The following is a 22,388-nucleotide window of genomic DNA, read 5'->3' on the forward strand; positions in this document are numbered from 1 at the left end:
GGGACGAGAACGATCATGAAGTCGGCGGTACGCACCGCAGTTGCAATGGTTGCGGGCGTGCTGCTGCTGGTCTCCCGGGTGAACTCCGCAGAAGCAAGGCACAGCCACCACAGGCAATGGCACGCGCATCACGGAGTGGCGACGCCGGTCCGACTGGCCGAAGCCGCGAGGGCCGGACGGCTGGCCTGGGCCGCAGCGCCAATCCAGGCCGTCGCGCTGGCGCCGACGCAACCCGGACCGATGCGCTACTATGGCGGACCGAAATCGCCGATGTGGCGCGGCCCCGCCGACAATTAGACCCTGACGTCCGCCGGCCGCGCCGCGTGTGTGATCGCGTTGTGTCGGCCGGTGTTTCGCCTTGGTTTTGGGCGGCGGGTTGCGTTGCTGCATTTTTCGTCATCTGCTGATTAACCTTGCGATCGATGCGAATTAGGATCAGCATTGGAACGCAGGGACAACTGCGCGGCGGATGGAGTCGCAGATTGGAAATGCACAGCCTCTTCCGTTGAAGTTGTCCCGCTTCACATGGAGGATGCAGATGCCCAGGACTTTCGTTCTCAGCGCGATCGTGATTGCTGTAGCGCCGTTGTTGCTGGCGCAGTCCGCTTCGGCCGGCGGCTCCGCCAGCGCGCCGTCGAAATACAGCCCGAACAGGCACGTGACGGTCGCCCACCAGACGCGTCAAATGCAGAAGAACGATTTTGCGATCACGGAATATTCCTCGTCCTCAGCGAAGACAACTTCGCCGAAGCGGTGATCTCGCTGGCGAGCAATTGCGAGATAGCTTGAGGCCATCGCTTGTCGTCAATCCGAGTGCGCAAGCGCGGGCGCGCTCGCTTGTTCGCGCGGATTGTTGCGCTCGACGAGATCCCGGGCCGCCGGCAGGACCGCGGGAAGGAGGCTTTCGACGTCCTTCCTGGTCATGCCCGGCCGGATTCGCGGATCGTAGAGGATGTTCAACAGGTACTGGTCGTAGATGTCGAAAAAGCCCATCTGGACATCGTCGTTGAACATGGTCCAAGGGACCGAACGATCGTCGTTGATCGCGCCCAGGGCCTGTAGCAGTTCCTCATAGGCACAATCGTAGAAGGTAAACTCTCCGCCATCGACCGGCAGGATCACCTCGGCGCGCCGGATCCGGAAGGCGCTGTCCTTGGCAATTCCCGACAGGCATTGGGGATTGAGGGAATGCTCGATCTGTCCGGCTTTCTCGATGCCGAACCGGGCGCGAATGGCCTGGCGCAGATGGCGGGCGGTCACCAACGTCACGACAAGATTGGCCGCGCTGCGATCGTCCGTCACCGCAATGTCCAGGTGATCGATTCGCGCGCGGATATCCTCGACGACGGCACCAAGCGCTGCGGTGTGCTCAGGCGCGGCCCTGCCATCGACGAAGATCCGGACGGGTTCATCGAATTTGCGGATGCGATGGACCTTCGCGCCGAGTTGCAACTCGGCGTCCAGCGCGATCTTGAGGAAGCCCTCCTGGATTTCGGCGTCGCTGAATGTCCGTCGTTGCTCAGCGCGGCGATGTGAGATGTCGGGACTCTCCCCGAGCGCTGGAACCGCAAGGGCAACAAGTGTGATTGCAGCGCCAAGGGCTATTGCCGGAAGCCGGATCATCGCTCGCAAATGCCTCATGAGATCGCGCAGTGCCAAGCAAGATTCGTACCCGCGAATTCAGAAGCCAGTATCATCGCCGAGCGGCTATGAATTCGAGGGGAGGCGGCCGGTGATTGTATAGGCGCGGCATAAGATCGGCGCGAACTAGGGTGCTTCGAAGGGGCGGAGGGTATTTTCGGTGCACGCGCCCGCCTTGAATCTCCTTCGCTACGTTCTTGCTGCTGATGCGGCCGACGAATGATATGGATTTGCTAATGTCCGGGCGGGCAATTGATCGGCGCTGTCTGTCGAGCAGACCTCTCGACGGCCCCCAAGGGCCCGCAGGGAGCGGCCCCGTGACCGATTTCACCGAGGGCGCGTTCAACTGTTCCGACGCGTGTTGTTGAAGTCAGTGCGATGTCGGGTCCGCAGACGCGCGCACCTGTCTGGTGCGGCCCGTCGAACCGTGCCACGACCTGCAGGTTGCAGCGCAGCAGACCGAGCGGCGACCCGATCAGCGCGAAATGCTTACACCAAGCTGACGAGAAGCTGATGGCAGGCAAGGCGGCGCTCGCCTTTTTGCTGGCCGAAAGCCCGCCGATGGTGGAAGACAGCAAGCATGCGGTGCGAGCCGCCAGGTGAACCGGAACATCCGGCGGGAATGAAATGCGCCTTCTGATCGTCGAGGACAATGTCGAGCTGTCGCGGCTCGTTGCCAGCGGGCTGGCGGCGGCCGGCTATGAAAGCGATATCGTCGGCGGCACCGAGGAGGCGCGCGAGGCGGTGCACAATGTCAGCTATGCCGCGATGATCCTCGACCTCGGCCTGCCCGACGGCGACGGCCTGTCGGTGCTGCGCGAGCTGCGCCGGCAGATGGAGCCGCTGCCGGTGCTGGTGCTGACAGCACGCGGCGGCGTGCAGGACCGCGTCAACGGCCTGCGCAGCGGCGCCGACGATTATCTCGCAAAGCCGTTCGCGATGGAGGAGCTGGTCGCGCGACTGGAGGCGATCCTGCGCCGTCCGGGCCAGCTGCTCGGCCGCTCGTTGCGGCTCGCCAATCTCGTCTACGACACCGAGAGCCGCCAGATCTTCATCGACGACAAGCCGCGGATCATTTCCTCGCGCGAGACTTCGGTGCTGGAAATCCTGTTGCGGCGGCAGGGCCGGGTGGTGCCGAAGAAGAACGTCGAGGATCATATCTTCGGGCTCGAGGGCGAGGTCGCCTCCAATGCGGTCGAGGTCTATGTCTCCCGCCTGCGCAAGCAGCTCACCGAGCACGGCGCCAAGGTGGTCATCCATACCATTCGCGGCGTCGGCTACATGATGGCGGAGGAGAAATAGCGTGGCCCGGCTCGGATCCCAGAACGGGTCCATGACGGGATCGCAAGCTGGATCTCGTGCCGGGTTCTTGGCCGGGTTCTTCGGCCGGCCGCCATCGTTCAAATCGCTGATCTCGCGCATCGTGTTCCTGCACATCATCGCGGTCGCAGTGGTCGCGATCTTCCTGCCGCTGGTCCTGTTCTGGTTGTTGAGCTCCGAGATCGACCAGCTGCATCGGGCCGCGATGCGGGCGCACGCCGAGACGCTGGCCGAGCGTATTGCCGTCCAACCGGACGGCAAGGTGACGTTCAATCTCCCCGACAGCCTTCGCGGCCTCTATTCGGAAGCCTATGGCCGCTATCAATACGACATCCGCGATGCCGACGGCCGGCTGCTGTTCTCGTCGCACAGGAAGACCAGCGATTTCGCGACGGAGACGAGCGCCGACGTGACCCAGACGATCGGCGACACCACCGTTCGCATTCACGTGGCGGAAGACCTGTCCCATCGCGACGTCATCACGGACGACATCGTGTCCAACTTCTTCCGCCGGGTCGGCTGGATCACCATTCCCATTCTCCTGATCCTGCTCGCGACCGACATCATCATCTTCCGCCGCGCCATCGCGCCGCTCTGGAAGGCCTCGGAACTGGCCAGCAATATCGGCCCGTCGCGCACCGACATTCGCCTGCCGACGGAGCAGATCCCGCGCGAGATCGTGCCGCTGGTCACCGCGGTGAACCAGGCGCTGGATCGCCTCGAGGACGGCTTTCGCGTGCAGCGCCAGTTCACCGCCGACGCGGCCCATCAGTTGCGCACGCCGCTGGCGATCCTGCGCACGCGGGTCGAGACGCTCGGCGACGGTGCGGCCAGGCAGGCGCTGCATGACGACATCCAGGGCATGAGCCGCATCGTCGCCCAGTTGCTGGAGATCGCAGAGCTCGACACGCTGGTGCTCGATCCCAGCGAGACCGCGGATTTGCGCGCGGTCTGCGCCGAAGTGGTCGGCGCGATCGCGCCGTTCGCGATCGCGCAGCACAAGGACATCGCGCTCAAAGGCGCCGACGCGCCCGTGCTGATCCACGGCAATTCCGAGATGCTCCAGCGCGCGGTGTTCAACCTCGCCGAAAACGCCATCAAGTTCACCGCGAAGGAGACCTCTGTCGATGTCGAGGTCGGCGACGACGGTTCGGTACGCGTGCGCGATTGCGGCCCCGGTGTTGCCGAAGCCGAACGCGAGCTGATCTTCCAGCGCTTCTGGCGCAGGGATCGCCAGCGCAGCGACGGCGCCGGTCTCGGCCTTTCGATCGTGCGCGGCGTCGCCGACGATCATGAGGCGACGGTCGCGGTGGGCAATCTTCCCGGCGGCGGTGCCGAGTTCACGCTGCGGTTCAGGCTGGCGGAGCAGGGAGCTTCCGCCCTTCGAAGCTGAGCGCTATTTCAGCTTCCCCGTGGACAGATCCATGATCATGCGCGTGGTCAGGTAAAGGCGCGGCACGATGCTGTTGATCTGGACATATTCGGCATCGTTGGAGTGCGCGCCGAAGCCTGACAGGCCCATGCCCTCGACTACGGCACCTTTGGTCTTGAGCGCGGCGAACGCGGCATCGGTGCCGCCGCCGGTCGCCTTCTCGTCGACCTTCAGCGGCAGTCCGATCTCGCCGTAGATCGTCGTGCCGTAGGCGGCCACGCGGCGCGAGGCGTCGTTGGCCTCGAGCGGCGGGCGGCGCACTTCGAATTTCAGCTCGACCTTGGAATCCGGCAGCAGGCGATTTTTGATCTTCTCCTGCAGTGTCTTTTCGAGCTCGTCGAAATCGGACACCTTGAGCGCGCGCGCATCGGCCTGCGCGGTGGCTTCGGCCGGAATCACGTTGCGGTTGGTGCCGGCCTTGGCGACCGTCCAGTTCAGCTTCAGGCCCTGCTCCGGCTTGGAGAGGTCCTTCATCTGCAGCACCTGGTGCGAAAGCTCGTAGAGCGCGTTGATGCCGCCCTCGGGCCTTGCGCCCGCATGCGACGACTTGCCGTGGACCGTGAGATAGGCCGAGCCGATGCCGCTGGTGGCGAGCCGCAGCGTGCCGTCGGCGCCGCCGCTCTCGAACGAGAACACCGCGTCCTGCTCTGAAGCAAACTTCGTGATCGTGCTGCGCCAGCCCGGCGAGGAGATTTCCTCGTCGCCATTGGTCAGCACCGTGAGCGTGCCGTAGTCTTTGAAGTTCAGCTTCTGCAGCATCGCCACGGTATGGAGAACGAGTGCGACGCCCTGCTTGTCGTCGGCGATGCCGAGGCCGTAGGCCTTGTCGCCGTCGATGCGGAACGGCTGATCCTTCAGCATGCCCTTCAGGTACACCGTGTCCATGTGGGCGATCAGCATGATCTTCCTGGTGCCGGTGCCCTTGAAGACGGCATGCACGGCCGGTCCGATCTTCTCGGGCGTGTCGTCGAGGCGATAGATGTCGGTGGGCTGCAGGATCTCCACCGCGCCGCCGAGTTGCTTGAGCTGGTCCGCGACGCGCCCTGCGATCACGTTCAGGCCCTCGACATCCCTGCTGCCGGTTTCCACGTTGACGAGGTCGCGCAGCGTGTCCAGCAGCGGCTGCTGCTCCTTCTGCGCCAGCGCCTGGACGTCGGCCACCGGCTCGGCCTGCGCGACCGTTGCCGCACAGGCGAGCCAGAACGAGGCGATCAGCGGACGAACGAGCGGGGGAGCGGGGAGCGATCGGAGCATGCGCGGCATTCCCAAGGTTGAAGGAACGTCCGGTATGCCCGTCTTTGCCGCGCCTGTCACGAGCGTCATGCTCCGCGGAGGCGGAGCATGACCGCACGGGCTGCGCCCGCTACTTCTGCGGCGGGCCGAGATCCAGCGGTGGGAGATCGATCTGCGGCACCTCGATCTTGACCTTGTCGAGGTCGACGTTGGCAGGCTTGTCCAGCAGGCCCGTCACCGTCACCGGGAAGGCGATCACGATCAGCACCATGATCATCTGCAGTCCGATCCAGGGCATCGCGCCCCAGTAGATGTCGGAGCTCTTCACTTCCTTCGGCGCAACGCCGCGCAGGTAGAACAGCGCGAACCCGAACGGGGGATGCAGGAACGAGGTCTGCATATTGACGCAGAGCATGACGCCGAACCAGATCAGCGCCGGTCCGTCCCCGACCACGGGGCCGAGGATCTTCTGTGCGATCGGCGCGATCATCGGCAGGATGATGAAGGCGATCTCGAAGAAGTCGAGGAAGAACGCCAGGAAGAAGATGAACAGGTTGATGAAGATCAGGAAGCCCCAGACGCCGCCGGGCAGCGAGGTCAACAGGTGCTCGAGCCAGACGCCGCCGGAGACGCCGAGGAACACCACCGAGAAGCAGGTCGAGCCGATCAGGATGAAGGTGACCATGCAGGTGAGCCGCATGGTGGATTCGTAACCCTGCCTGATGAGGTCACGCAGCTCGGGGATGCGCGCGGCCGAGATGCAGATCCAGGCCACGGCGAGATAAGTCAGCGCGAACGAGACCTTGAAGATCAGGTTCTCTGTGAACAGCATCGCGACGATGGTGCCGATACCGGCGGCGATCACCCCCACGATCAGGATCTTGCGGTCGGTCGAGGAGAAATTCTTGTGATGGATCGCGGCGAGCACGATGGCGCCGACGGCACCCATGGCACCGGCTTCCGTCGGGGTCGCAAGGCCCATCATCATGGTGCCGAGCACGACGAAGATCAGCACGGCCGAGGGGATGATGCCCATCAGGCACTTCTTCCACAAAGCCCAGCCGGTCAGCGTGCGCGCTTCCTTCGGAACCGGCGGCACGTGCTCGGGCTTGATCAGGCCGAGGACGAAGGTGTAGCCGGCGAACAGCAGGATCTGGAACACCGAGGGACCCCAGGCGCCGAGATACATGTCGCCGACCGACTTGCCGAGCTGGTCGGCGAGCACGATCAGCACCAGCGAGGGCGGCACCAGTTGCGTGATGGTGCCCGAGGCCGCCAGCACGCCGGTGATGTAGCGCATGTTGTAGCCGTAGCGGATCATCACGGGCATCGAGATCAGCGCCATGGCGATGACCTGGGCCGCCACCGTGCCGGTGATGGCGCCGAGGATGAAGCCGACGATGATGACGGAATAGCCGAGGCCGCCTCGGACAGGGCCGAACAGCTGGCCCATCGAATCCAGCATGTCCTCGGCTAGTCCGCATCTCTCCAATATCGCGCCCATGAAGGTGAAGAACGGGATCGCCAGCAACAGCTCGTTGGAGAGCACGCTGCCGAACACGCGGCCGGGGATCGCCTGCAGGAAGTTGAGATCGAAGAATCCGAGATGGATGGCCAGGAAGCCGAAGGAGAGACCGACGGCGGCAAGCGTGAACGCGACGGGGAAGCCGATCAGCATCGCCAGAACCAGGCCGCCGAACATCAACGGCGGCATCATTTCCAGCGTAATCATTGGGTCGGCCTCTCGTACTTGGCGTCGATCGTCACATAGCCCTGGAGAGCCGCGATACGCTTGATGACTTCGGAAATGCCCTGGAGCGCCAGCATGACGAAGCCGGCGGGGATCACGAACTTGATCGGCCAGCGGACCAGGCCGCCGGCATTGCCCGACATCTCGCCGACGTCATAGGCCTGCATGAAGAACGGCCAGGACAGATAGGCGAGCAGCAGGCAGGAGGGGATCAGGAAGAACAGCGTGCCGATCAGGTCGAGCCAGAGCTGACCGCGCTCGGACAGGGTCAGATAGAAGATTTCGACCCGCACATGCTCGTTGCGCTTGAAGGTGTAGGACGATCCGAACATCACCAGGACCGCGAACATGTACCATTGCAGCTCCAGCCAGCCGTTCGAGGAGTAGCTGAAGGCGTAGCGGATCATGGCGTTGGCCGCGCTGACCAGGCAGGCGAGGAGCACGAGCAGGTTACAGACGTACCCAATCTTTTCATTGAGGGCGTCGATGGCGTTGCTCAACGCCAGCAAGGGACGCATCTTACTTTCTCTCCGTCGCGGCCTAACACTTCTGCGGGAGGCTTCGGCGCGCAACGCCGGCCAGCGTGCGATCAACACGCGACCGCACGGATCATGGTCCGAAAGCGATTGCGGCGTCAGTCCTCCCCTCGTGCCTTGCCGTCTTGACCGCGACCGCCAACGGGGCGGGCCGGCTTATTGTTGCCGGGCAAGCAAAGGCGGTCGCACCAAACCAGCGGGCTTGTGCGCCGTCAATCGGAAAATGGGCAAATTATCGGCGCGTCAAAAGCTTAAGTCGCAAAAGCTTGAGACGGAGCGTCAGGGCGACGAATCCTCAGCCGCCGGTGACGCTCATATGCCTGGAGACGCTGGGCCGGTCGTGGCGGCGGTCGATGATGAAATCGTGGCCCTTGGGCTTGAGCCCGATGGCGCGATCGATCGCAGCCGCCAGCAGCTCATCGTCGGTGGATGCACGCAGCGGCTTGCGCAAATCGGAGGCATCCTCGTGTCCGAGGCAGGTGTGCAGCGTGCCCGTGCAGGTGATGCGTACCCGGTTGCAGGATTCGCAGAAATTGTGGGTCATCGGCGTGATGAAGCCGAGCTTGCCGCCGGTCTCCGCGACGCTGACATAGCGCGCCGGGCCGCCGGTGCTTTCGGCCAGATCCGTCAGCGTGAATTGCTGGGCGAGACGGGCGCGTACCAATGACAGCGGCAGATATTGGTCGATGCGGCCCGCGCCGATCTCACCCATCGGCATCACCTCGATCAGGGTCAGCCCCATGCCCTTGCCGTGGGCCCAGCGCAAGAGACCGGGGAGTTCGTCCTCGTTGAGGTTCTTCAGCGCCACCGCGTTGATCTTCACGGCGAGGCCCGCAGCGCGCGCGGCCTCGATGCCTTCCAGCACCTTGTCGATCTCGCCCCAGCGCGTGATCTCGCGAAATTTCTTGGCATCGAGCGTATCGAGCGAGACGTTGATGCGGCGGACGCCGCAATCGGCGAGTTCCCCGGCATGCTTTGCCAGCTGCGTGCCGTTGGTGGTCAGCGTGAGCTCGCCCAACGCCCCGCTGCCGAGATGGCGCGAGAGCGAGCGCACCAGCGACATCACGTTGCGCCGCACCAGCGGCTCGCCGCCGGTGAGCCGCAGCTTCTTCACGCCCTTGGCGATGAAGGCAGAACAGAGCCGGTCGAGTTCCTCGAGCGTCAGCAGGTCCGCCTTGGGCAGGAAGGTCATGTCTTCCGACATGCAATAGAAGCAGCGCAAATCGCACCGATCGGTGACCGAGACGCGCAGGTAAGAGATCGTCCGACCGAACGGATCGGTCATCGCGCTCGACAGGGCGGCGCGGGGGCTCGCCGAGGCGAGGGAGGTCGCGGGAGATCCGTTCATACGAGCTGCCTTGTCACTTACGGCGACGGGCGCACCTTTGCTTCAGCCGTGCTGTCGACGCAATCTAAGCATCGGACGCGGCTGAGACAATCGGGTGGTATACGAAGATTAAAACCTGGATCAGCGCTTGCCCGCGTTCGGATCGGGGAACGCCGAGCCCGCAGCCGGTGGCGGCGCAGCGGGTGGCGGCGCAGCGTCGGCCGGCGCCGCGTCGGGGGCGGCCGGGGCCGGTTTCGGCCGCTTCGGCCTGTGCGGCTTCTTCTTCACGGGCTTCGGCGGCACCGCCGGCTGGAGCTCCGCGAAAACGGGATTCGGATCGGTGGTCACCGAAGCAGGCGTGGTGAAATCGCCGGCATTCTTGATGACATTCACCGGTATGCTGGTCGGCTGGTATTTTGGTAGCGCGAAAGCGACCGTGAACGGAGCGTCGGGCGCGGGTACCGAGACCGAGCAGGGGGTCTTGCAGCCCGGACCCAGCGAGGTCGTGGCATCAGCACCCGGCGGATTGGATTCGAGCCGGACCTGGGCGGTCGGCGGCGTCGATTTGAACATGTCCCAAGACATCGAGGAGCAGCCACCAAGGCTTGTTGCTCCCAGGAGGCTCACCCCCGCTAACGCACTCGCGATGACACGACGCATGACCATCCACTTCTACTGCGACGAACCGCCACATAACCCCGCGGGGACCTTAGGGGCGTCGTTTCGGGCAAGCAACCGGCCGGCCGCGCATAGTTAATAGATGGTTAATGCACGATTCCTCAGGATATCAGAGCTAGCTCAGGGCGTTGTCGATGCCCGGGCCGTCATCAGGCTGTGGGCGGCAGGCGGCAGCTCACGCATGTGATGGATCACCCTATCGGGCTTCAGCTCGACGATCGGCACATCAGTATAGCCGAAGCTGACCCCGATCACGGGCACCCCGGCGCGCCGGGCCACCCCGACGTCGGTTCCGGCGTCGCCCACCATGATGCTGGCTTTGACCTCGCCGCCGGCGCGGGCCACGGTCTCGCGGAAGATGGCCGGATCGGGCTTCTGGACGCCAAACGTATCGGCGCCACAGATCGCTGCAAACCGCCTGGTAAGGTCGAGCTGATCCAGGAGCCGCTTCGACAGCCATTCCAGCTTGTTGGTGCAGACCGCCAGGCGATGGCCCTGCGCCGCCAACAGGTCGAGCGCGTCCGGCAGCCCCTCGAACGGGCGGGATTCCACCGCGATGTGGTCGGCGTAATAGGCGATGAAATCAGCCGTTAGCCGGTCCATCTCGGCTGGCGTGACCGAGCGGCCCTCGGCCTCCAGCCCCCGCTCGATCAGCTTGCGGGCACCGGCGCCGATCATGTTGCGGGCCGAGGCCATCGGCACCGGCGGCAGGCCTTCGCGGTCGAGCACATAATTCAGGGCGGTGATCAGGTCGGGCGCCGTATCCACAAGCGTGCCGTCGAGATCGAAGACGAGGGTGTAGGGCGAGTTCATGCAAGAAGCGCTATCGGTCCGGCCAGGCCGGCGCAAGGGGCGGGGCTCTGAGATCCGCTCATAGGCCTGTTCCGGCGAGGAAAACGAGGCTACATAGGCCGCCGCAAGCCAGTTTGACCGGCGGCATTCCTGACTTCGAGAGGCGGGCGCAAACGTGAACATGGACCAGTTGAAGCGGCAGGCTGCGGCACGCGCCCTGGACGAGGTGCGCGACGGCATGCAGCTCGGGCTCGGCACCGGCTCGACCGCCAAGCACTTTGTCGAGCTGCTGGGAGAGCGCGTCGCTGCCGGCCTCAAGGTGATCGGTGTTCCGACCTCCGAGGCGACCCGCGCGGATGCGGAGCGCTGCGGCGTGAAGCTGACCACGCTCGATGAGATCGACCATCTCGACATCACCGTCGACGGTGCCGACGAGATCGATCCCGAGCTCAACCTGATCAAGGGCGGCGGCGGTGCGCTGCTGCGCGAAAAGATCGTGGCAGCCGCCTCGGATCGCATGATCGTCATTGCCGACGAGACCAAATGGGTACCGACGCTCGGCAAGTTTCCGCTGCCGGTCGAGGTGATCCCGTTCGGGCTTGGCGCGACCCGTCGCGCCATCGACAAGGCATTTGCGGAATGCGGCGTTTCCGGGCAAATGGCGCTCCGCAAGGCCAAAGATGGCCACGTTTTCGTCACCGATGGCGGCCACTGGATCCTCGATGCCCAGCTCGGACGTATTGCCGATCCAGCGAGCCTCGCCAAGGCGTTGAGCGCGATCCCCGGCGTGGTCGAGCATGGGTTGTTCATCGGCTTGGCCAGCTCGGCTGTTTTGGCGGGTGGCGAAGGAATCCGCGTGATTGAACGGCGTAAGCCGAAAGGAGACTAGGAATGAAGAGCGTCTTGAAGATCGTGCCCGCTGCGTGCCTCGCCTTCGCGTTGGCTCTGGCGGCAGCGCCTGCGATCGCGCAACAGCAGGCGGCCCCGGCAGCACCGACCCCGGGGGCGATCGCCGCGGCAAAGGAGATTTTGCAGCTGAAGAATGCCAGCGCGATGTACGCCGGCGCCGTGCCCGGCATGGTGGAGAAGGTCAAGACCACGCTGATCGGACAGAACCTCAACTACCAGAAGGATCTCAACGAGCTCGCCCCCGTCATCGCCAAGCAGCTGGCCGGCCGTGAGTCGGAGATCGGCGACGGCATGGTGGGAGTGTATGCCGGCGAGTTCACCGAGCAGGAGCTGAAGGATCTCGTCACGTTCTACAAGTCGCCGCTTGGCCAGAAGCTGCTCACCAACGAGCCCAAGGCCATCAGCCTCAGCATGCAGGTCATGAACGACTGGGCGCGGAATTTCTCCGAGGTCGTCGCGAGCGCGTTCCGCGCCGAGATGAAGAAGCGTGGCAAGGAAATCTGACGGTACCTATCTGATCAGAATCAAGATCACGCTTTAGGAGAGGTCGGAGTGGACAATGGCTGAATTCGACGTCGACCTCTTTGTCATCGGTGGTGGTTCGGGCGGCGTGCGTGCCGCCCGCATCGCAGCCGGCTACGGCGCCCGCGTGATGATCGCGGAAGAGTACCGCATGGGCGGCACCTGCGTGATCCGTGGCTGCGTGCCGAAGAAGCTGTTCGTGATCGGCTCGCATTTCCGCCACGAGCTGGAAGATGCCGCCGGCTTCGGCTGGACCGTTCCGCCCGCGACCTTCGACTGGCCGACCTTGATCGCCAACAAGGACAAGGAAATCGCGCGACTGGAGGCCGCCTACACGACCAATGTCGAGAAGTCGGGCGCGCAGATCGTCAAGAGCCGCGCGGTGATCGAGGACAAGCACACCGTCCGCCTGCTCGCGGACGACAGGAAGATCAGCGCAAAATACATTCTCATTGCGACCGGCGGCGCGCCCAACCACGGTGCCGCAATTCCCGGCATCGAGCATGTGATCTCTTCCAACGAAGCTTTTCATCTGAAGAAGCTGCCGAAGCGGATCGTGATCCAGGGTGGCGGCTATATCGCGCTGGAATTCGCCGGCATCTTCGCCGGCTTCGGTTCCGACGTCACCGTGATCTATCGCGGCGACAACATCCTGCGCGGTTTCGACGAGGACGTTCGCGCCCACGTCCGAGCTGAGATGGAGAAGCAGGGCATCACCATTCTCACCGGCTGCACGGTCAACAAGGTTGATCGCCACGGCGAGGAATTCACCACGCACCTGTCGAATGGATCGAGCCTTGCTTCCGACCAGGTGATGTTCGCGATCGGGCGGCACCCCAACGTCGCCAATCTCGGCCTGGAGAACGCCGGCGTCGCCATCAATCCTGAGAACGGCGGCATCGCGGTCGATCATTTCTCCAAGAGCTCGGTCGACGGCATCTACGCGATCGGCGACGTCACCCATCGCTTCAACCTGACGCCGGTCGCGATCCGGGAGGGCCATGCCTTCGCCGACACCGTGTTCGGCAAGCGTGCGGTGCAGGTCGATCATTCCTCGATCCCGACCGCGGTGTTCTCGCAGCCGGAGGTCGGCACGGTCGGTCTGACGGAGACCGAAGCGCGTGCGCAATTCAGCCACGTCGACATCTACAAGACGACGTTCCGCCCGATCAAGGCGACGATGTCCGGCCGCGACACCCGCGTGCTGATGAAGCTCGTCGTCGACGGCGCGACCGACCGCGTGCTCGGCTGCCACATCGTCGGCGATTGCGCCGCCGAGGTCACGCAAGTGGTCGCGATTGCCGTGAAGATGAAGGCGACCAAGGCCGATTTCGACGCGACCATCGCGCTGCATCCGACCGCGGCCGAAGAGCTGGTGACGATGCGCACGCCGACCGCGCGCTACGTGCGCCAGGCGGCGGAGTAATTGACGGGGAGCCGCGACCGGCTCCCCGCTGTCTTCTTCGTCAGAAGTCGAACGTCATGCCTGTCGTGACCGCTTCGGCCTTGTTGCCGGCAATGACGTTGTTGTTGGCATCTCGTCCGCAGACGGCGTAGCCATGTCCGCTGGCGCCGAGGCAGTAATGCGCGCCCGGCCCGTTGCGCAGATAACTGCCGACCATGTACCAGCTCACGAACGGGCTGAAATGGTACTTCACGCCGATCGCGTACTGGTCTGCGCTGGAGTCCACCGTGTTGAGCGCGAAGTCGGCGGCACCCGCCGGCGCCGAAACCGCGACCCCCGGGGTGGGATAGGCGTTGAGGACGCCGGTGCCCGGCGAGCCCGGCGAGGCGTTGGCATGAGCCCAGGATGCGCTGACGTCCCACTTCTCGACCGATTGGGTTGCGCTCAGGAAGTAGCCGTCGCGCGAACGCTCGTTGAACGCGGCGACCGTATGCTCGCGGCGCATCACCTCGTAGATGCCATAGAGCTGCAGGCTGCCGATCACGTCGTTGAACTTGTAGCCCGCGCCGACCTTCGCGGCCCATTCGTTGGCGATGCCGACCGCACCCGCCGGCACGGTGAGAACGCTGCCGTTGCTCAGCGCCGTCACCGCCTCGTCGCCGGTCCGGTTGGTTCCTTCGTGGAATTCGTAAGCGGCGATGCCCGTGAACCCGGCCTGGTTGTAGGTCAGCGATGCGCTGTAAAGATTGCCGTAGGAGCCATCGGTACAGCCCTCCGGCGCCGATGTGGCCGGGAAGCCCGAGCCGCTGCCGCGCGACGACGTGGACGGGCAGTTGAAATCGCCGAGCGCGTAGTCGCTGTTGTCCTTGGCGGTGTTCTGGCCCGGCGAGACCATGACCGAGGCCTGGAAGCCGTTCCAGACAGGCGATTCATACCAGACCGCGTGCCCCGCGCGCCAATCGAACTCTGCGCGCAGATCGCCGCCGGTGTTGCCCATGATCGAGTTGTAGTCGCCGAGCGTGGCCGAGAACGGATCGAACTTCGCTGTGGCCTTCTTGTAGGGCGTGTCCGCCTTGCCGGCCTTGATCGTGCCCCACGGGCTCTCCATGCCGAGGAAGCTGTCGCGCGTGCCGAACGCCGCGCGTTCGGTCGGAACGGCTGCGACCTCGACGAGCGATTCGAATTGCGCGACGGCGGCCCAGCCGGGATAGCCGTAGGGATCGAGATTGTGCCGCGCCCTCACGCCGAAATAGGTGAGGTTGCTGGAGACGCCGAACTTCGTGCCCTGGTCGTAGACGCCGGGATTGAAGACGTCGCCGGATAGATCGACATGGCCGTAGAGCGTCACGGTGGTGTTGTCGATGAAGGGATTGGATCCGGACGCCTTGCTGTAGAGCGGAGCGCCGCCGATGCTGACGACGGTGTGCTCGGGCGCCGCGGGCGCCGGTGAGGGGGCGACCGCCGCATGCAGAACGGGATTGCCCTTGGGTGAAGCCGGCGCGACCGCCGTCGCCGCAGCCCTGGGCTCACCGATGCGATTGACGCGTTCGCGAAGCTGCGCGTTCTCCCTGGCGAGCTTGGCGTTGCTGCGCTCGAGCGCATCGAGGCGGGCAACGACATCGTCGATGGTTGCAGCTCGCAAGGGTTGGCTGATTGTGGTTGCACACAGGGCCGCAAAGCCTGTGCCGAGCAAAAAGGCCTTCCTCATCTGGTTCCCCTTTATCGCCGCGGACTCTCAGATGGGTCCGGGATAAAGGGGAAGGTAATGTATGCCAGATGCCATATACAATCGTGCTGGTATGCTAGAGCTTGCTTTCGCCGCGAACTGTGTCTGGAGGGCAACTGTTCCTGACAAAGCACGTCGCGCGGCGATCTGCCGCATTGCGGTGAACCGAATGCATCCCGAAAGGGCGAATGATTTCCGCGGCTTACTTCAATCGCCCCACGGCGTTTCGCCGCGTTCGAGGCGGCTGGCGATGTCGGTCTGAAACGCCGGCGGTCCGAAGGCGAACCACTCGTCGCCGATCTGGTAGACCAGCAGCCTTCTATTCTCGGTGCAAAACCGCATCAGCCAGTCCATGGCCTTCTTCTTCGGCTGCTCGCCGACCGGGACGACGACGTCGACCGGGAGGCCGCGCCAGAAGAAATTGGCGGCCAGCATGATCATGCTGGATTGATCCGGCCGCATCCAATCCGGCAGCGGGCTGGAAGCAACCAGCCAGCCGCAGACGAACTCGCGGCAGGGATGCTGCGGGCGCTCCGGATAGATCGTACATCGATGCGCGACGCTGAAGGGGCACGGCTGTCCCTTGCGCACCTTGTGTCCACGCACCTCGATCTGCAGCCAGCCGTCGCAACAGGCAGTGCAGCTTCCGCAGGTTCTGGTGATGGCGGGGCTCACGGGCGAAGCAGGTGCTCCAGGCACATCTCGATCGCTATGAACTACCAGCACCATTTACGGACGGGCAAGACCCGCAAGGGAGGAGAAGCTGCAGCACTCGCGGCTACGCGTAGAGATATCCGACCGGCTTGCCTTCGGTGCGCAGGGGACGAACGTCCTTCTGCGTGATGATCTGACCGGCGAGGCCGTCGATCTCGTCGCGCTGCGTCGGCGTCCAGCTGCGAAGGTTCTCGATGCCGTTGAGAAGACCGAGCCGGAGCACTTGCGTGTTCTCGCCGACAGCGATGAGCCTGATCGAGCCGTTGCCCGCGGTGACGACATCGCCGGCGGCGAGCTCGAACGTCTCGGAGGCCTTGTTCTTGAACTCGGCCGAGCCGCGAATGACGCGGTAAATGACGACCTCGCCCTTGGCGAACGCGGCGGCGTCCATTGATGCCGATGTGCTCTTCGGCAGCAGCGACTGGCCGCGCGGATCGGTTGCGATGATGTGGCCGGTGACGAGGTGACCGCTCGGTGTCTCGATGCCGGTATCGCGCACGTATACCGGCATGAGGGATTTGACGGAGCCGTCGCTGAGCGGCTTGAACAGCGCATCCAGCGCCAGGGGGTCCTGAAGCCAGAAGCCGGCATCGGCCGGCCGATCATGCAACGGATGGCTCCACGCCACGCGCGGCGTCTCGGCTTCGTCGATCTGACCGGGCCCCACGATGGTCGGATTGGGAAAGCTGGTGGGATCGGTGATGAAGGCTTCGAGGAATTTGCCCGAATAGCCCATCGAGATCGGATCCGGCACCACCGTCTGCGGCGTCTTGAGGTTCTCTTCAGTCGACAGCCCCGACCAGGTGTAGAACAGCTGGCGATGCACGATCGCGCTTTGCAGCATCACGGCGCCCGGGCCGACATTGTAGAACCGCCCGTCATAGTCGAAGGTGAAGGCCCCCGAGGTGACCAGCACCAGCTGAAAGCCGCCCGGCGGAAGATGCAGATGGAAGTCGGTCGGTCCGGTGTCGGGCCGGTAGATCGGCAGGTTGGTCGCAACTTCGTGGAGCAGGAAGGTTTCATTATTGGCGTGAAAGCCTTCATTGGCCCGGTTATAGAGCGCTTGCGGGCGATAGGTCGCCTCGAACCTCGCGTCCTTGTTGCGATCGATCGCGACGAAGTCCTTCGTGTTGAGGCGGAGCGGCGTGCCGTTCGGATGGGTGAGGCCGAGCGTCTTGAGATCGCCCGCAGCATGCACGTTCATGACGTTCTCCGCTCTGCGCCATTGCCAGCTCGCAACATCGTTGCGAATTTTGGGCCAGTTGGTTTGCGCAGCGGCAAGCAAGCCTGGCGCCTCGCTGCGGAAGCGGAAATCCGGTGGCTGCACTGGAGGTTAGATCGCCCGTCGGCCCTGATCGCCGGTCGGGCGTTGCGATTCCGAAGCGGTGAAGCTCTGTCTAATTTGTCGGCAAGCCCTGCCAGAGCGCGCGCAGTTGCCGATTGACACGTCGTTCATGTTTTGTTCTTATGCTGCGGCCGAGAGGGAGGCAGCTATGGACAATCGCATCAACGAACTCCGCAGAACCATCAGAGCACTCCGCGTCAGCATGCGCGAGGCCGAATCCATCATGCATGAGCAGATCAACCGCGGTGAGGATTGCAGCTTCGTGGCGCAGGAAGTCATCAAGATGCGCTCGGTCATGAGCCTGCTCGTGAAGGAGCGAACCGCGCTGGGCGATTTCGAGCCGATCTTCGTGAACAGCTTCTCCATCCCGCGGCGCCGGTCGGCGCGAAAGCTGGCGGCTCTTCCCCCGATGATCGAGTCGGTATTCCGTCCACGCCTGGTGGCGAAGGTTTGACGCGAAGGGCGGCCGCCCCATTGAACGATCGAGGCGCCGCTCCGCCCCAGCCGCTCAGCTCGGCAGCGGGATCAGCGGCGCGACCTCGCGATCACCAGCGTCGTCACTTGCCGCAAGGCCAGCTGCGACGCCGATGCGGTCGGCCTCGGGCCGGTTCTGGCTCATCTTGCGCTTGCCCTCGAAGCGCGCCACGGGGATGCGTACGCCGACGATCCCGCGCAGCTGCGCGGCGATGAAGTCCGCGGGCGCATCACTCACCGACCACGGCTTTACGCGAGCGCCTTCGTGCCTGTTGGTCAGCCGTGTCACCACCTCAAGCAGACGCTCGTGCTCCTGAAAGAATTCCACGGGGCCATAGGCGTGCACGGCGATGTAATTCCAGGTCGGCACGACCTTCTCGGTTTCCTGCTTGGTCGCGTACCAGGACGGCGTCACATAGGCGTCGGGACCTGGGAAGATCGCCAGCGCATCGCCGATCGGCTGGAGCTTCCATTGCGGGTTGGCCCTGGCGACATGCCCGTACAGCACACCTTGCTCGCCTTCGCTCTCGTCGAGGAACAGCGGCAAGGGTGTGGCGACCGGACCGTCGGTGGTGGCGGTGACGAGGCTCGCGAGGCGGGCCGCGCGGATCGTCGCGCGGATGCTCTCGATGTCGTCGTCCCTAAAGGCGGGAGGAATGTACATGGCGTTTCTCCGTTCCGGTTACGGCAATAGCCGGAATATGGCGTGATTGTATATCTTCTTTCCCTGGGGCGTCGGCTTCAAGAGCGGAGACTGAGATGGACGACCAAGCCAAACTGACGGCGCTGCAGCGCCATTGGGATGCGTCGGACGCGAATGATTTCGAGGCGGAGCATGACATTTATGGCGAGGATGCCGTGCTCGACTATCCGCAGTCCGGAGAGCGCATCCGCGGCCGCCGGAACATTCAGCAGAGCCGCTTCGTGCAGCCGAACACCAAGCGCTTCGCGGTCCGTCGGATCATCGGCGCCGGCGAGCTCTGGGTGAGCGAGTTCGTGCTGACTTATGACGACGTGCCGTCCTACGTTGTCAGCATCATGGAATTTCGCGACGGATTGGTCGCGCACGAAACGCAATATTTCGGCGACCGGTTCGATCCGGCACCGTCGCGCGCACATCTCGTGGAGCGAGCGGGATAAGGCGCGCGCTCTGTCATTGCGAGCGGAGCAAAGCAATCCAGAGTCTTTCCGCGGGGGCACGCTGGTTTGTTTCGCTCCGCTCGCAACGACCGTGTTGATGCAGTCGGGCATGAAACGTGCACGGCTGCCTGACGAATCCGCTCACGCGGAACCGGATGCGGCGGCTGGCCGCAGGCTGTTGCCTTGATTCCGGCTGACCTCCTCTTATTTTTGGAGCGAACAAGAATCCGGGCCCCTCTGGCGAGGACGCTGACCGTGTCAGCAAAACCTCGCGATGTCGGATGACCTGTCCCGCGCGAATGCGATGGATCGGCCGATCGTCGGGCCTTCTTGAGTTCTCTCCGACCCAATCGTCCCATCGCAGCTCCGCGCGGCCCTGTCGCAAGAAAAGGAGCAACGATGTCTGACGCCAACACGTCCACCCCGATCGAGATCGAAATCACCGAGCCGCGCAGCTTCGACGAGCAGGCTGCGGCGGCGCTGGTGATAGCAGGCGCGCTGGTCGCCGTGGCCGACCGGCGCGTGTCGCCGGTCGAACGCGACGAGGTAATCCGCTTCATCAGGGAGCGCGGATTGGCGCCGCATATCGAGGACGATCGCCTGTTTGCGATGTTCGATGAGCTCGCCGAACGGCTCGAAGAGCCTGATTTCGCCAATGTGGTGATCGAGACGCTGCGGCCGGTCTCGGACCTGCCGCTGTCATCCCATCTTATCGCGCTCTCGGAGCGCGTTGCAGCCGCCGACGAGGACGTGCATCCGCATGAGGTACAGGCGATCAAGCTGTTGCGCCTGCTGACGCTGGCGCTGCCGCGCGCGAAGCCGGTCGGTCCGGTAGCCGTCAAGGCGTGAGCATGAGCACAGCTTCGGAGGAGCAAAGGACGAGATCCAAGGGCGACAGCGGCCAGCCGGCTGGTGGAGATCCGCGGCTTGCCGCGCTCGTCCATCGGCTGCCGCCGCGTCTTGCCGGCGCGGTCGACTATCTCCTGCAACCGTCCAGCCGTTGGGTCCGGATTCCGTCGGGCGTCCTGCTCGTGCTCGGCGGTGTGCTGTCCTTCCTGCCGGTGCTCGGCATCTGGATGCTGCCGCTTGGTCTCGCGCTGCTCGCCGAGGACGTGCCGGCGCTGCGTGGGGCTCGCGCGAAGGTGTTCGACTGGATCGAGCGCCGCAAGCCGCACTGGCTGGATCCTGCCGCTCCCAAAAATCACCGAACATGATCGAATTCATCACCGCCGAGGCCCTGACCGCGCTGCTCCAGGTCATCGTGATTGACCTCGTGCTCGCCGGCGACAACGCCGTCGTCATCGGTCTCGCGGCCGCAGGCCTTCCGGCCGAGCAGCGTCGCCGCGCCATCGTCGTCGGCATCGTTGCGGCCACCGCGTTGCGCATCGCCTTTGCTGGTGTCGCTGCCCAGCTTCTGCAAGTGATCGGCCTGCTGCTCGCCGGCGGGGTGCTGTTGCTGTGGGTGTGCTGGAAGATGTGGCGCGAGCTGCGTGAGCAGGCGACGCTTGCGAACGAGCTCGTGCCCAGCCTTGCTGGCGGGGCGACCGACCTGGCCGCGCCGCGCAAGACCTTCAGGCAAGCCGCGTTGCAGATCGTTGCCGCAGACGTATCGATGTCGCTCGACAACGTGCTTGCGGTCGCGGGCGCGGCGCGTGAGCACCCTTATATCCTCGTCTTCGGTCTGGTTCTGTCGGTTGCGCTGATGGGCATCGCCGCCGATCTGCTCGGCCGCGTGCTTCAGAAGCAGCGCTGGATCGCCTATGTCGGCCTTGCCATCGTCGTCTACGTCGCCTTCGAGATGATCTATCGCGGCTCGCTCGAACTCGCGCCCGTGATCGCAAGTTTCTGAGATCTGTCTTCGTTTTCCCGCCTCGTTTGCTGGAGTGATCGATGTCGTCTGAACCCCAACCATCTTCGGCGAGACCGCCGGTCGGCCTGTTTCCGCGCCTGATCTTCGGATCGCGATGGCTGCAATTGCCGCTCTATGTCGGCCTCATCGTCGCACAGGCGGTCTATGTGCTGCTGTTTCTGAAGGAGCTCTGGCACCTGGTGGCGCACTCGTTCGACGCCAGCGAGCAGCAGATCATGCTGGTCGTGCTCGGCCTGATCGACGTGGTCATGATCTCGAACCTGCTGGTGATGGTGATCGTCGGCGGTTATGAGACCTTCGTCTCGCGGCTGAACCTGCGCGGCCATCCGGACGAGCCGGAATGGTTGAGCCACGTCAATGCCAGCGTGCTCAAGATCAAGCTCGCGATGGCGATCGTCGGCATCTCCTCGATCTCGTTGCTCAGGACGTTCATCGAGGCCGGCAATCTCGGCACCGTCAGGAGCAATTTCACCGAGACCGGCGTGATGTGGCAGGTACTGATCCATCTGACCTTCATCATCTCGGCCATCGGCATCGCCTGGGTGGACCGCCTCGGCGATAACGGGCATCGCAAGGAGAACGCTCACGCCTGAGCGCCGAGCGAACCACGCAGATCAGGCGATGGGCGGATAGGCCGAATTCTCCCGCCGTTCGCGCTCGCCCAGTTCGCGCACCAGTTCCTGGAGAAATGATTCCGTGAAGGCGGGCAGCGTGCGCTCAGCGCGGACGTAGATGCCGAGGTCCGACCATAACGGGCTGCCGGCATTGTCGAGTGGCAGGAATACGAGCTGCCCGTCGCGTGACAGCCTGCCGATGCCGAGCTGGGTCTGGAAGGCGACGCCAACGCCGCGCACAGCCAGCTCGCGCATCAGGTCGATCGAGTTTACTTGAATAGCAGGCTCCGGCGTCTCCGAGAGCTGCGCGATCAGCGGCTGGAGCAGATGATAGATCGACAGCTCCGGCAACGCCTGGATGACGGGAAAGGCGAGGCATTGCTCCAGCGTCACGGTCCTGCGGCGCGCCAGCGAATGCTCGCGGGCAACGAGGGCGCCGAGGCGGAAGCGTTTCAACGCGACCTGCCGCAGGTCTGGTGGATGCTTGAGGGCAATGGCGATGCCGATATCGGCCTCGCCCCGGCGCAAGGCTTCGAGCACGTCGGACGATCCCATCACCTCGGTGGTGAAGCTGACGCGACGCGCCCGGCTGCGGTGCGAGGCGATCAAATCCGGCAATACGGACTCGGTGAGGGACTCGATGCAGGCGATGCTGACATTGCCGTGCCAGGCGCCGGACAGGGACGCAACGTCGGAGCGGAAGCGGTCGAGGTCCTGCAGCACGTTCATGACGTGACGCGCCAGCATCTCGCCAACGGTGGTCAGGATCAGGCCGCGCGCCGTCCGCTCGAATAGGGGTGAGCCAACTTCTTGTTCAAGCTTGAGAATTTGGCGGCTGACCGCCGAGGAGGCGACGTTCAGGAGGCGCGCTGCGGCGCGGATCGAGCCGGTGCGACGGACGGCGTGGAAGTACTGGATGGCCGGTGAGTGAAAGCGCATGGGACCCTCCCGGCACTATAG

The 22,388-nt window shown here is 64.2% G+C and carries 25 protein-coding genes; 13 read left to right on the forward strand and 12 right to left on the reverse strand.

Going from position 1 to position 22,388, the window contains the following annotated elements:
• Positions 1–15 precede the first annotated feature (15 nt).
• Together ACVIIW_RS23970 and ACVIIW_RS23975 are read left to right on the forward strand one after the other, a co-directional pair.
• Entirely contained in the window at positions 16–297 is a 282-nt protein-coding gene (locus ACVIIW_RS23970) for a hypothetical protein (RefSeq protein WP_456702991.1), read from the forward strand.
• 241 nt (positions 298–538) lie between these two features.
• The gene (locus ACVIIW_RS23975) at positions 539–757 is read left to right on the forward strand and encodes a hypothetical protein (RefSeq protein ID WP_456702992.1); all 219 of its coding nucleotides are present in this window, start codon (positions 539–541) and stop codon (positions 755–757) included.
• Positions 758–804: 47 nt separating this feature from the next.
• On the opposite strand, the gene ACVIIW_RS23980 is transcribed toward ACVIIW_RS23975, so the two are convergent.
• Positions 805–1,641, reverse strand: coding sequence for a DUF2927 domain-containing protein (locus ACVIIW_RS23980; protein ID WP_456702993.1), 837 nt, complete (start codon positions 1,639–1,641; stop codon positions 805–807).
• A gap of 627 nt (positions 1,642–2,268) precedes the next feature.
• On the opposite strand from ACVIIW_RS23980, the gene ACVIIW_RS23985 reads away from it, so the two are divergent.
• Together ACVIIW_RS23985 and ACVIIW_RS23990 are read left to right on the forward strand one after the other, a co-directional pair.
• Positions 2,269–2,943: a response regulator transcription factor gene (locus tag ACVIIW_RS23985; RefSeq protein WP_456702994.1), complete on the forward strand. Its 675-nt coding sequence runs from the start codon at positions 2,269–2,271 to the stop codon at positions 2,941–2,943.
• Between the two features lie 31 nt (positions 2,944–2,974).
• Complete coding sequence (locus tag ACVIIW_RS23990) at positions 2,975–4,354, forward strand: sensor histidine kinase (protein WP_456705251.1); 1,380 nt, start codon at positions 2,975–2,977, stop codon at positions 4,352–4,354.
• Positions 4,355–4,357: 3 nt separating this feature from the next.
• On the opposite strand, the gene ACVIIW_RS23995 is transcribed toward ACVIIW_RS23990, so the two are convergent.
• From ACVIIW_RS23995 to ACVIIW_RS24020, 6 genes are all read right to left on the reverse strand, one after another.
• Positions 4,358–5,647 (reverse strand): M20/M25/M40 family metallo-hydrolase, encoded by a 1,290-nt coding sequence (locus ACVIIW_RS23995; RefSeq protein WP_456702995.1) that lies wholly within the window; start codon positions 5,645–5,647, stop codon positions 4,358–4,360.
• A 109-nt stretch (positions 5,648–5,756) separates the two neighbouring features.
• Entirely contained in the window at positions 5,757–7,358 is a 1,602-nt protein-coding gene (locus ACVIIW_RS24000; protein WP_456702996.1) for a TRAP transporter large permease, read from the reverse strand.
• Positions 7,355–7,894 carry a TRAP transporter small permease subunit gene (locus ACVIIW_RS24005; RefSeq protein ID WP_456702997.1) on the reverse strand — a complete coding sequence of 180 codons (540 nt, stop codon included), beginning with the start codon at positions 7,892–7,894 and terminating at the stop codon, positions 7,355–7,357. The genes ACVIIW_RS24000 and ACVIIW_RS24005 overlap by 4 nt, the downstream gene beginning before the upstream one ends.
• Before the next feature lie 313 nt (positions 7,895–8,207).
• Entirely contained in the window at positions 8,208–9,260 is a 1,053-nt protein-coding gene (gene moaA, locus ACVIIW_RS24010) for a GTP 3',8-cyclase MoaA (RefSeq protein WP_456702998.1), read from the reverse strand.
• Positions 9,261–9,380: 120 nt separating this feature from the next.
• A complete protein-coding gene (locus ACVIIW_RS24015) occupies positions 9,381–9,899 on the reverse strand; it encodes a hypothetical protein (RefSeq protein WP_456702999.1) in 519 nt (172 codons plus the stop codon).
• Between the two features lie 138 nt (positions 9,900–10,037).
• The gene (locus ACVIIW_RS24020) at positions 10,038–10,730 is read right to left on the reverse strand and encodes an HAD family hydrolase (RefSeq protein WP_456703000.1); all 693 of its coding nucleotides are present in this window, start codon (positions 10,728–10,730) and stop codon (positions 10,038–10,040) included.
• Positions 10,731–10,884: 154 nt separating this feature from the next.
• Here ACVIIW_RS24020 and rpiA point away from each other — a divergent pair, with 154 nt between their 5' ends.
• The 3 genes from rpiA to gor are packed head-to-tail and all read left to right on the forward strand — an operon-like array spanning position 10,885 to position 13,566.
• Positions 10,885–11,598 (forward strand): ribose-5-phosphate isomerase RpiA, encoded by a 714-nt coding sequence (gene rpiA / locus ACVIIW_RS24025; RefSeq protein ID WP_456703001.1) that lies wholly within the window; start codon positions 10,885–10,887, stop codon positions 11,596–11,598.
• A gap of 2 nt (positions 11,599–11,600) precedes the next feature.
• A complete protein-coding gene (locus ACVIIW_RS24030; protein WP_456703002.1) occupies positions 11,601–12,122 on the forward strand; it encodes a DUF2059 domain-containing protein in 522 nt (173 codons plus the stop codon).
• A 55-nt stretch (positions 12,123–12,177) separates the two neighbouring features.
• Positions 12,178–13,566, forward strand: coding sequence for a glutathione-disulfide reductase (gor, locus tag ACVIIW_RS24035; protein WP_456703003.1), 1,389 nt, complete (start codon positions 12,178–12,180; stop codon positions 13,564–13,566).
• Positions 13,567–13,606: 40 nt separating this feature from the next.
• On the opposite strand, the gene ACVIIW_RS24040 is transcribed toward gor, so the two are convergent.
• The 3 genes from ACVIIW_RS24040 to ACVIIW_RS24050 form a co-directional block, all read right to left on the reverse strand.
• Entirely contained in the window at positions 13,607–15,253 is a 1,647-nt protein-coding gene (locus ACVIIW_RS24040; protein WP_456703004.1) for a porin, read from the reverse strand.
• Positions 15,254–15,478: 225 nt separating this feature from the next.
• Complete coding sequence (locus tag ACVIIW_RS24045) at positions 15,479–15,877, reverse strand: hypothetical protein (RefSeq protein ID WP_456703005.1); 399 nt, start codon at positions 15,875–15,877, stop codon at positions 15,479–15,481.
• 172 nt (positions 15,878–16,049) lie between these two features.
• The gene (locus ACVIIW_RS24050; RefSeq protein ID WP_456703006.1) at positions 16,050–17,189 is read right to left on the reverse strand and encodes a hypothetical protein; all 1,140 of its coding nucleotides are present in this window, start codon (positions 17,187–17,189) and stop codon (positions 16,050–16,052) included.
• A gap of 289 nt (positions 17,190–17,478) precedes the next feature.
• Here ACVIIW_RS24050 and ACVIIW_RS24055 point away from each other — a divergent pair, with 289 nt between their 5' ends.
• On the forward strand, positions 17,479–17,784 hold the full coding sequence (locus ACVIIW_RS24055) for a hypothetical protein (RefSeq protein WP_456703007.1): 306 nt from the start codon (positions 17,479–17,481) through the stop codon (positions 17,782–17,784).
• Between the two features lie 54 nt (positions 17,785–17,838).
• Here the strand turns inward: ACVIIW_RS24055 and ACVIIW_RS24060 are convergent, their stop codons facing one another.
• Complete coding sequence (locus ACVIIW_RS24060; RefSeq protein ID WP_456703008.1) at positions 17,839–18,468, reverse strand: FMN-binding negative transcriptional regulator; 630 nt, start codon at positions 18,466–18,468, stop codon at positions 17,839–17,841.
• 95 nt (positions 18,469–18,563) lie between these two features.
• On the opposite strand from ACVIIW_RS24060, the gene ACVIIW_RS24065 reads away from it, so the two are divergent.
• The 5 genes from ACVIIW_RS24065 to ACVIIW_RS24085 all read left to right on the forward strand — a co-directional run bounded on the left by ACVIIW_RS24065 (position 18,564) and on the right by ACVIIW_RS24085 (position 21,407).
• Positions 18,564–18,944 (forward strand): nuclear transport factor 2 family protein, encoded by a 381-nt coding sequence (locus ACVIIW_RS24065; protein ID WP_456703009.1) that lies wholly within the window; start codon positions 18,564–18,566, stop codon positions 18,942–18,944.
• A gap of 399 nt (positions 18,945–19,343) precedes the next feature.
• Complete coding sequence (locus tag ACVIIW_RS24070) at positions 19,344–19,793, forward strand: TerB family tellurite resistance protein (RefSeq protein ID WP_456703010.1); 450 nt, start codon at positions 19,344–19,346, stop codon at positions 19,791–19,793.
• 2 nt (positions 19,794–19,795) lie between these two features.
• A complete protein-coding gene (locus ACVIIW_RS24075) occupies positions 19,796–20,158 on the forward strand; it encodes a hypothetical protein (RefSeq protein WP_456703011.1) in 363 nt (120 codons plus the stop codon).
• Complete coding sequence (locus ACVIIW_RS24080) at positions 20,155–20,793, forward strand: TerC family protein (protein ID WP_456703012.1); 639 nt, start codon at positions 20,155–20,157, stop codon at positions 20,791–20,793. The genes ACVIIW_RS24075 and ACVIIW_RS24080 overlap by 4 nt, the downstream gene beginning before the upstream one ends.
• Before the next feature lie 41 nt (positions 20,794–20,834).
• Positions 20,835–21,407, forward strand: coding sequence for a TIGR00645 family protein (locus tag ACVIIW_RS24085; RefSeq protein ID WP_456703013.1), 573 nt, complete (start codon positions 20,835–20,837; stop codon positions 21,405–21,407).
• A gap of 21 nt (positions 21,408–21,428) precedes the next feature.
• Here ACVIIW_RS24085 and ACVIIW_RS24090 read toward each other — a convergent pair whose 3' ends face one another.
• Entirely contained in the window at positions 21,429–22,367 is a 939-nt protein-coding gene (locus ACVIIW_RS24090; protein ID WP_456703014.1) for a LysR family transcriptional regulator, read from the reverse strand.
• Between the last annotated feature and the right edge of the window lie 21 nt (positions 22,368–22,388).

This window comes from Bradyrhizobium sp. USDA 4449, from assembly GCF_054056275.1.

Coding starts and splice junctions, on each gene's coding strand:
- ACVIIW_RS23970 (WP_456702991.1), top strand. CDS start 16: ATGAAGTCGGCGGTACGCACCGCAGTTGCAATGGTTGCGGGCGTGCTG.
- ACVIIW_RS23975 (WP_456702992.1), top strand. CDS start 539: ATGCCCAGGACTTTCGTTCTCAGCGCGATCGTGATTGCTGTAGCGCCG.
- ACVIIW_RS23980 (WP_456702993.1), bottom strand. CDS start 1,641: ATGAGGCATTTGCGAGCGATGATCCGGCTTCCGGCAATAGCCCTTGGC.
- ACVIIW_RS23985 (WP_456702994.1), top strand. CDS start 2,269: ATGCGCCTTCTGATCGTCGAGGACAATGTCGAGCTGTCGCGGCTCGTT.
- ACVIIW_RS23990 (WP_456705251.1), top strand. CDS start 2,975: ATGACGGGATCGCAAGCTGGATCTCGTGCCGGGTTCTTGGCCGGGTTC.
- ACVIIW_RS23995 (WP_456702995.1), bottom strand. CDS start 5,647: ATGCTCCGATCGCTCCCCGCTCCCCCGCTCGTTCGTCCGCTGATCGCC.
- ACVIIW_RS24000 (WP_456702996.1), bottom strand. CDS start 7,358: ATGATTACGCTGGAAATGATGCCGCCGTTGATGTTCGGCGGCCTGGTT.
- ACVIIW_RS24005 (WP_456702997.1), bottom strand. CDS start 7,894: ATGCGTCCCTTGCTGGCGTTGAGCAACGCCATCGACGCCCTCAATGAA.
- moaA (WP_456702998.1), bottom strand. CDS start 9,260: ATGAACGGATCTCCCGCGACCTCCCTCGCCTCGGCGAGCCCCCGCGCC.
- ACVIIW_RS24015 (WP_456702999.1), bottom strand. CDS start 9,899: ATGCGTCGTGTCATCGCGAGTGCGTTAGCGGGGGTGAGCCTCCTGGGA.
- ACVIIW_RS24020 (WP_456703000.1), bottom strand. CDS start 10,730: ATGAACTCGCCCTACACCCTCGTCTTCGATCTCGACGGCACGCTTGTG.
- ACVIIW_RS24030 (WP_456703002.1), top strand. CDS start 11,601: ATGAAGAGCGTCTTGAAGATCGTGCCCGCTGCGTGCCTCGCCTTCGCG.
- gor (WP_456703003.1), top strand. CDS start 12,178: ATGGCTGAATTCGACGTCGACCTCTTTGTCATCGGTGGTGGTTCGGGC.
- ACVIIW_RS24040 (WP_456703004.1), bottom strand. CDS start 15,253: ATGAGGAAGGCCTTTTTGCTCGGCACAGGCTTTGCGGCCCTGTGTGCA.
- ACVIIW_RS24050 (WP_456703006.1), bottom strand. CDS start 17,189: ATGAACGTGCATGCTGCGGGCGATCTCAAGACGCTCGGCCTCACCCAT.
- ACVIIW_RS24055 (WP_456703007.1), top strand. CDS start 17,479: ATGGACAATCGCATCAACGAACTCCGCAGAACCATCAGAGCACTCCGC.
- ACVIIW_RS24060 (WP_456703008.1), bottom strand. CDS start 18,468: ATGTACATTCCTCCCGCCTTTAGGGACGACGACATCGAGAGCATCCGC.
- ACVIIW_RS24065 (WP_456703009.1), top strand. CDS start 18,564: ATGGACGACCAAGCCAAACTGACGGCGCTGCAGCGCCATTGGGATGCG.
- ACVIIW_RS24070 (WP_456703010.1), top strand. CDS start 19,344: ATGTCTGACGCCAACACGTCCACCCCGATCGAGATCGAAATCACCGAG.
- ACVIIW_RS24075 (WP_456703011.1), top strand. CDS start 19,796: ATGAGCACAGCTTCGGAGGAGCAAAGGACGAGATCCAAGGGCGACAGC.
- ACVIIW_RS24080 (WP_456703012.1), top strand. CDS start 20,155: ATGATCGAATTCATCACCGCCGAGGCCCTGACCGCGCTGCTCCAGGTC.
- ACVIIW_RS24085 (WP_456703013.1), top strand. CDS start 20,835: ATGTCGTCTGAACCCCAACCATCTTCGGCGAGACCGCCGGTCGGCCTG.
- ACVIIW_RS24090 (WP_456703014.1), bottom strand. CDS start 22,367: ATGCGCTTTCACTCACCGGCCATCCAGTACTTCCACGCCGTCCGTCGC.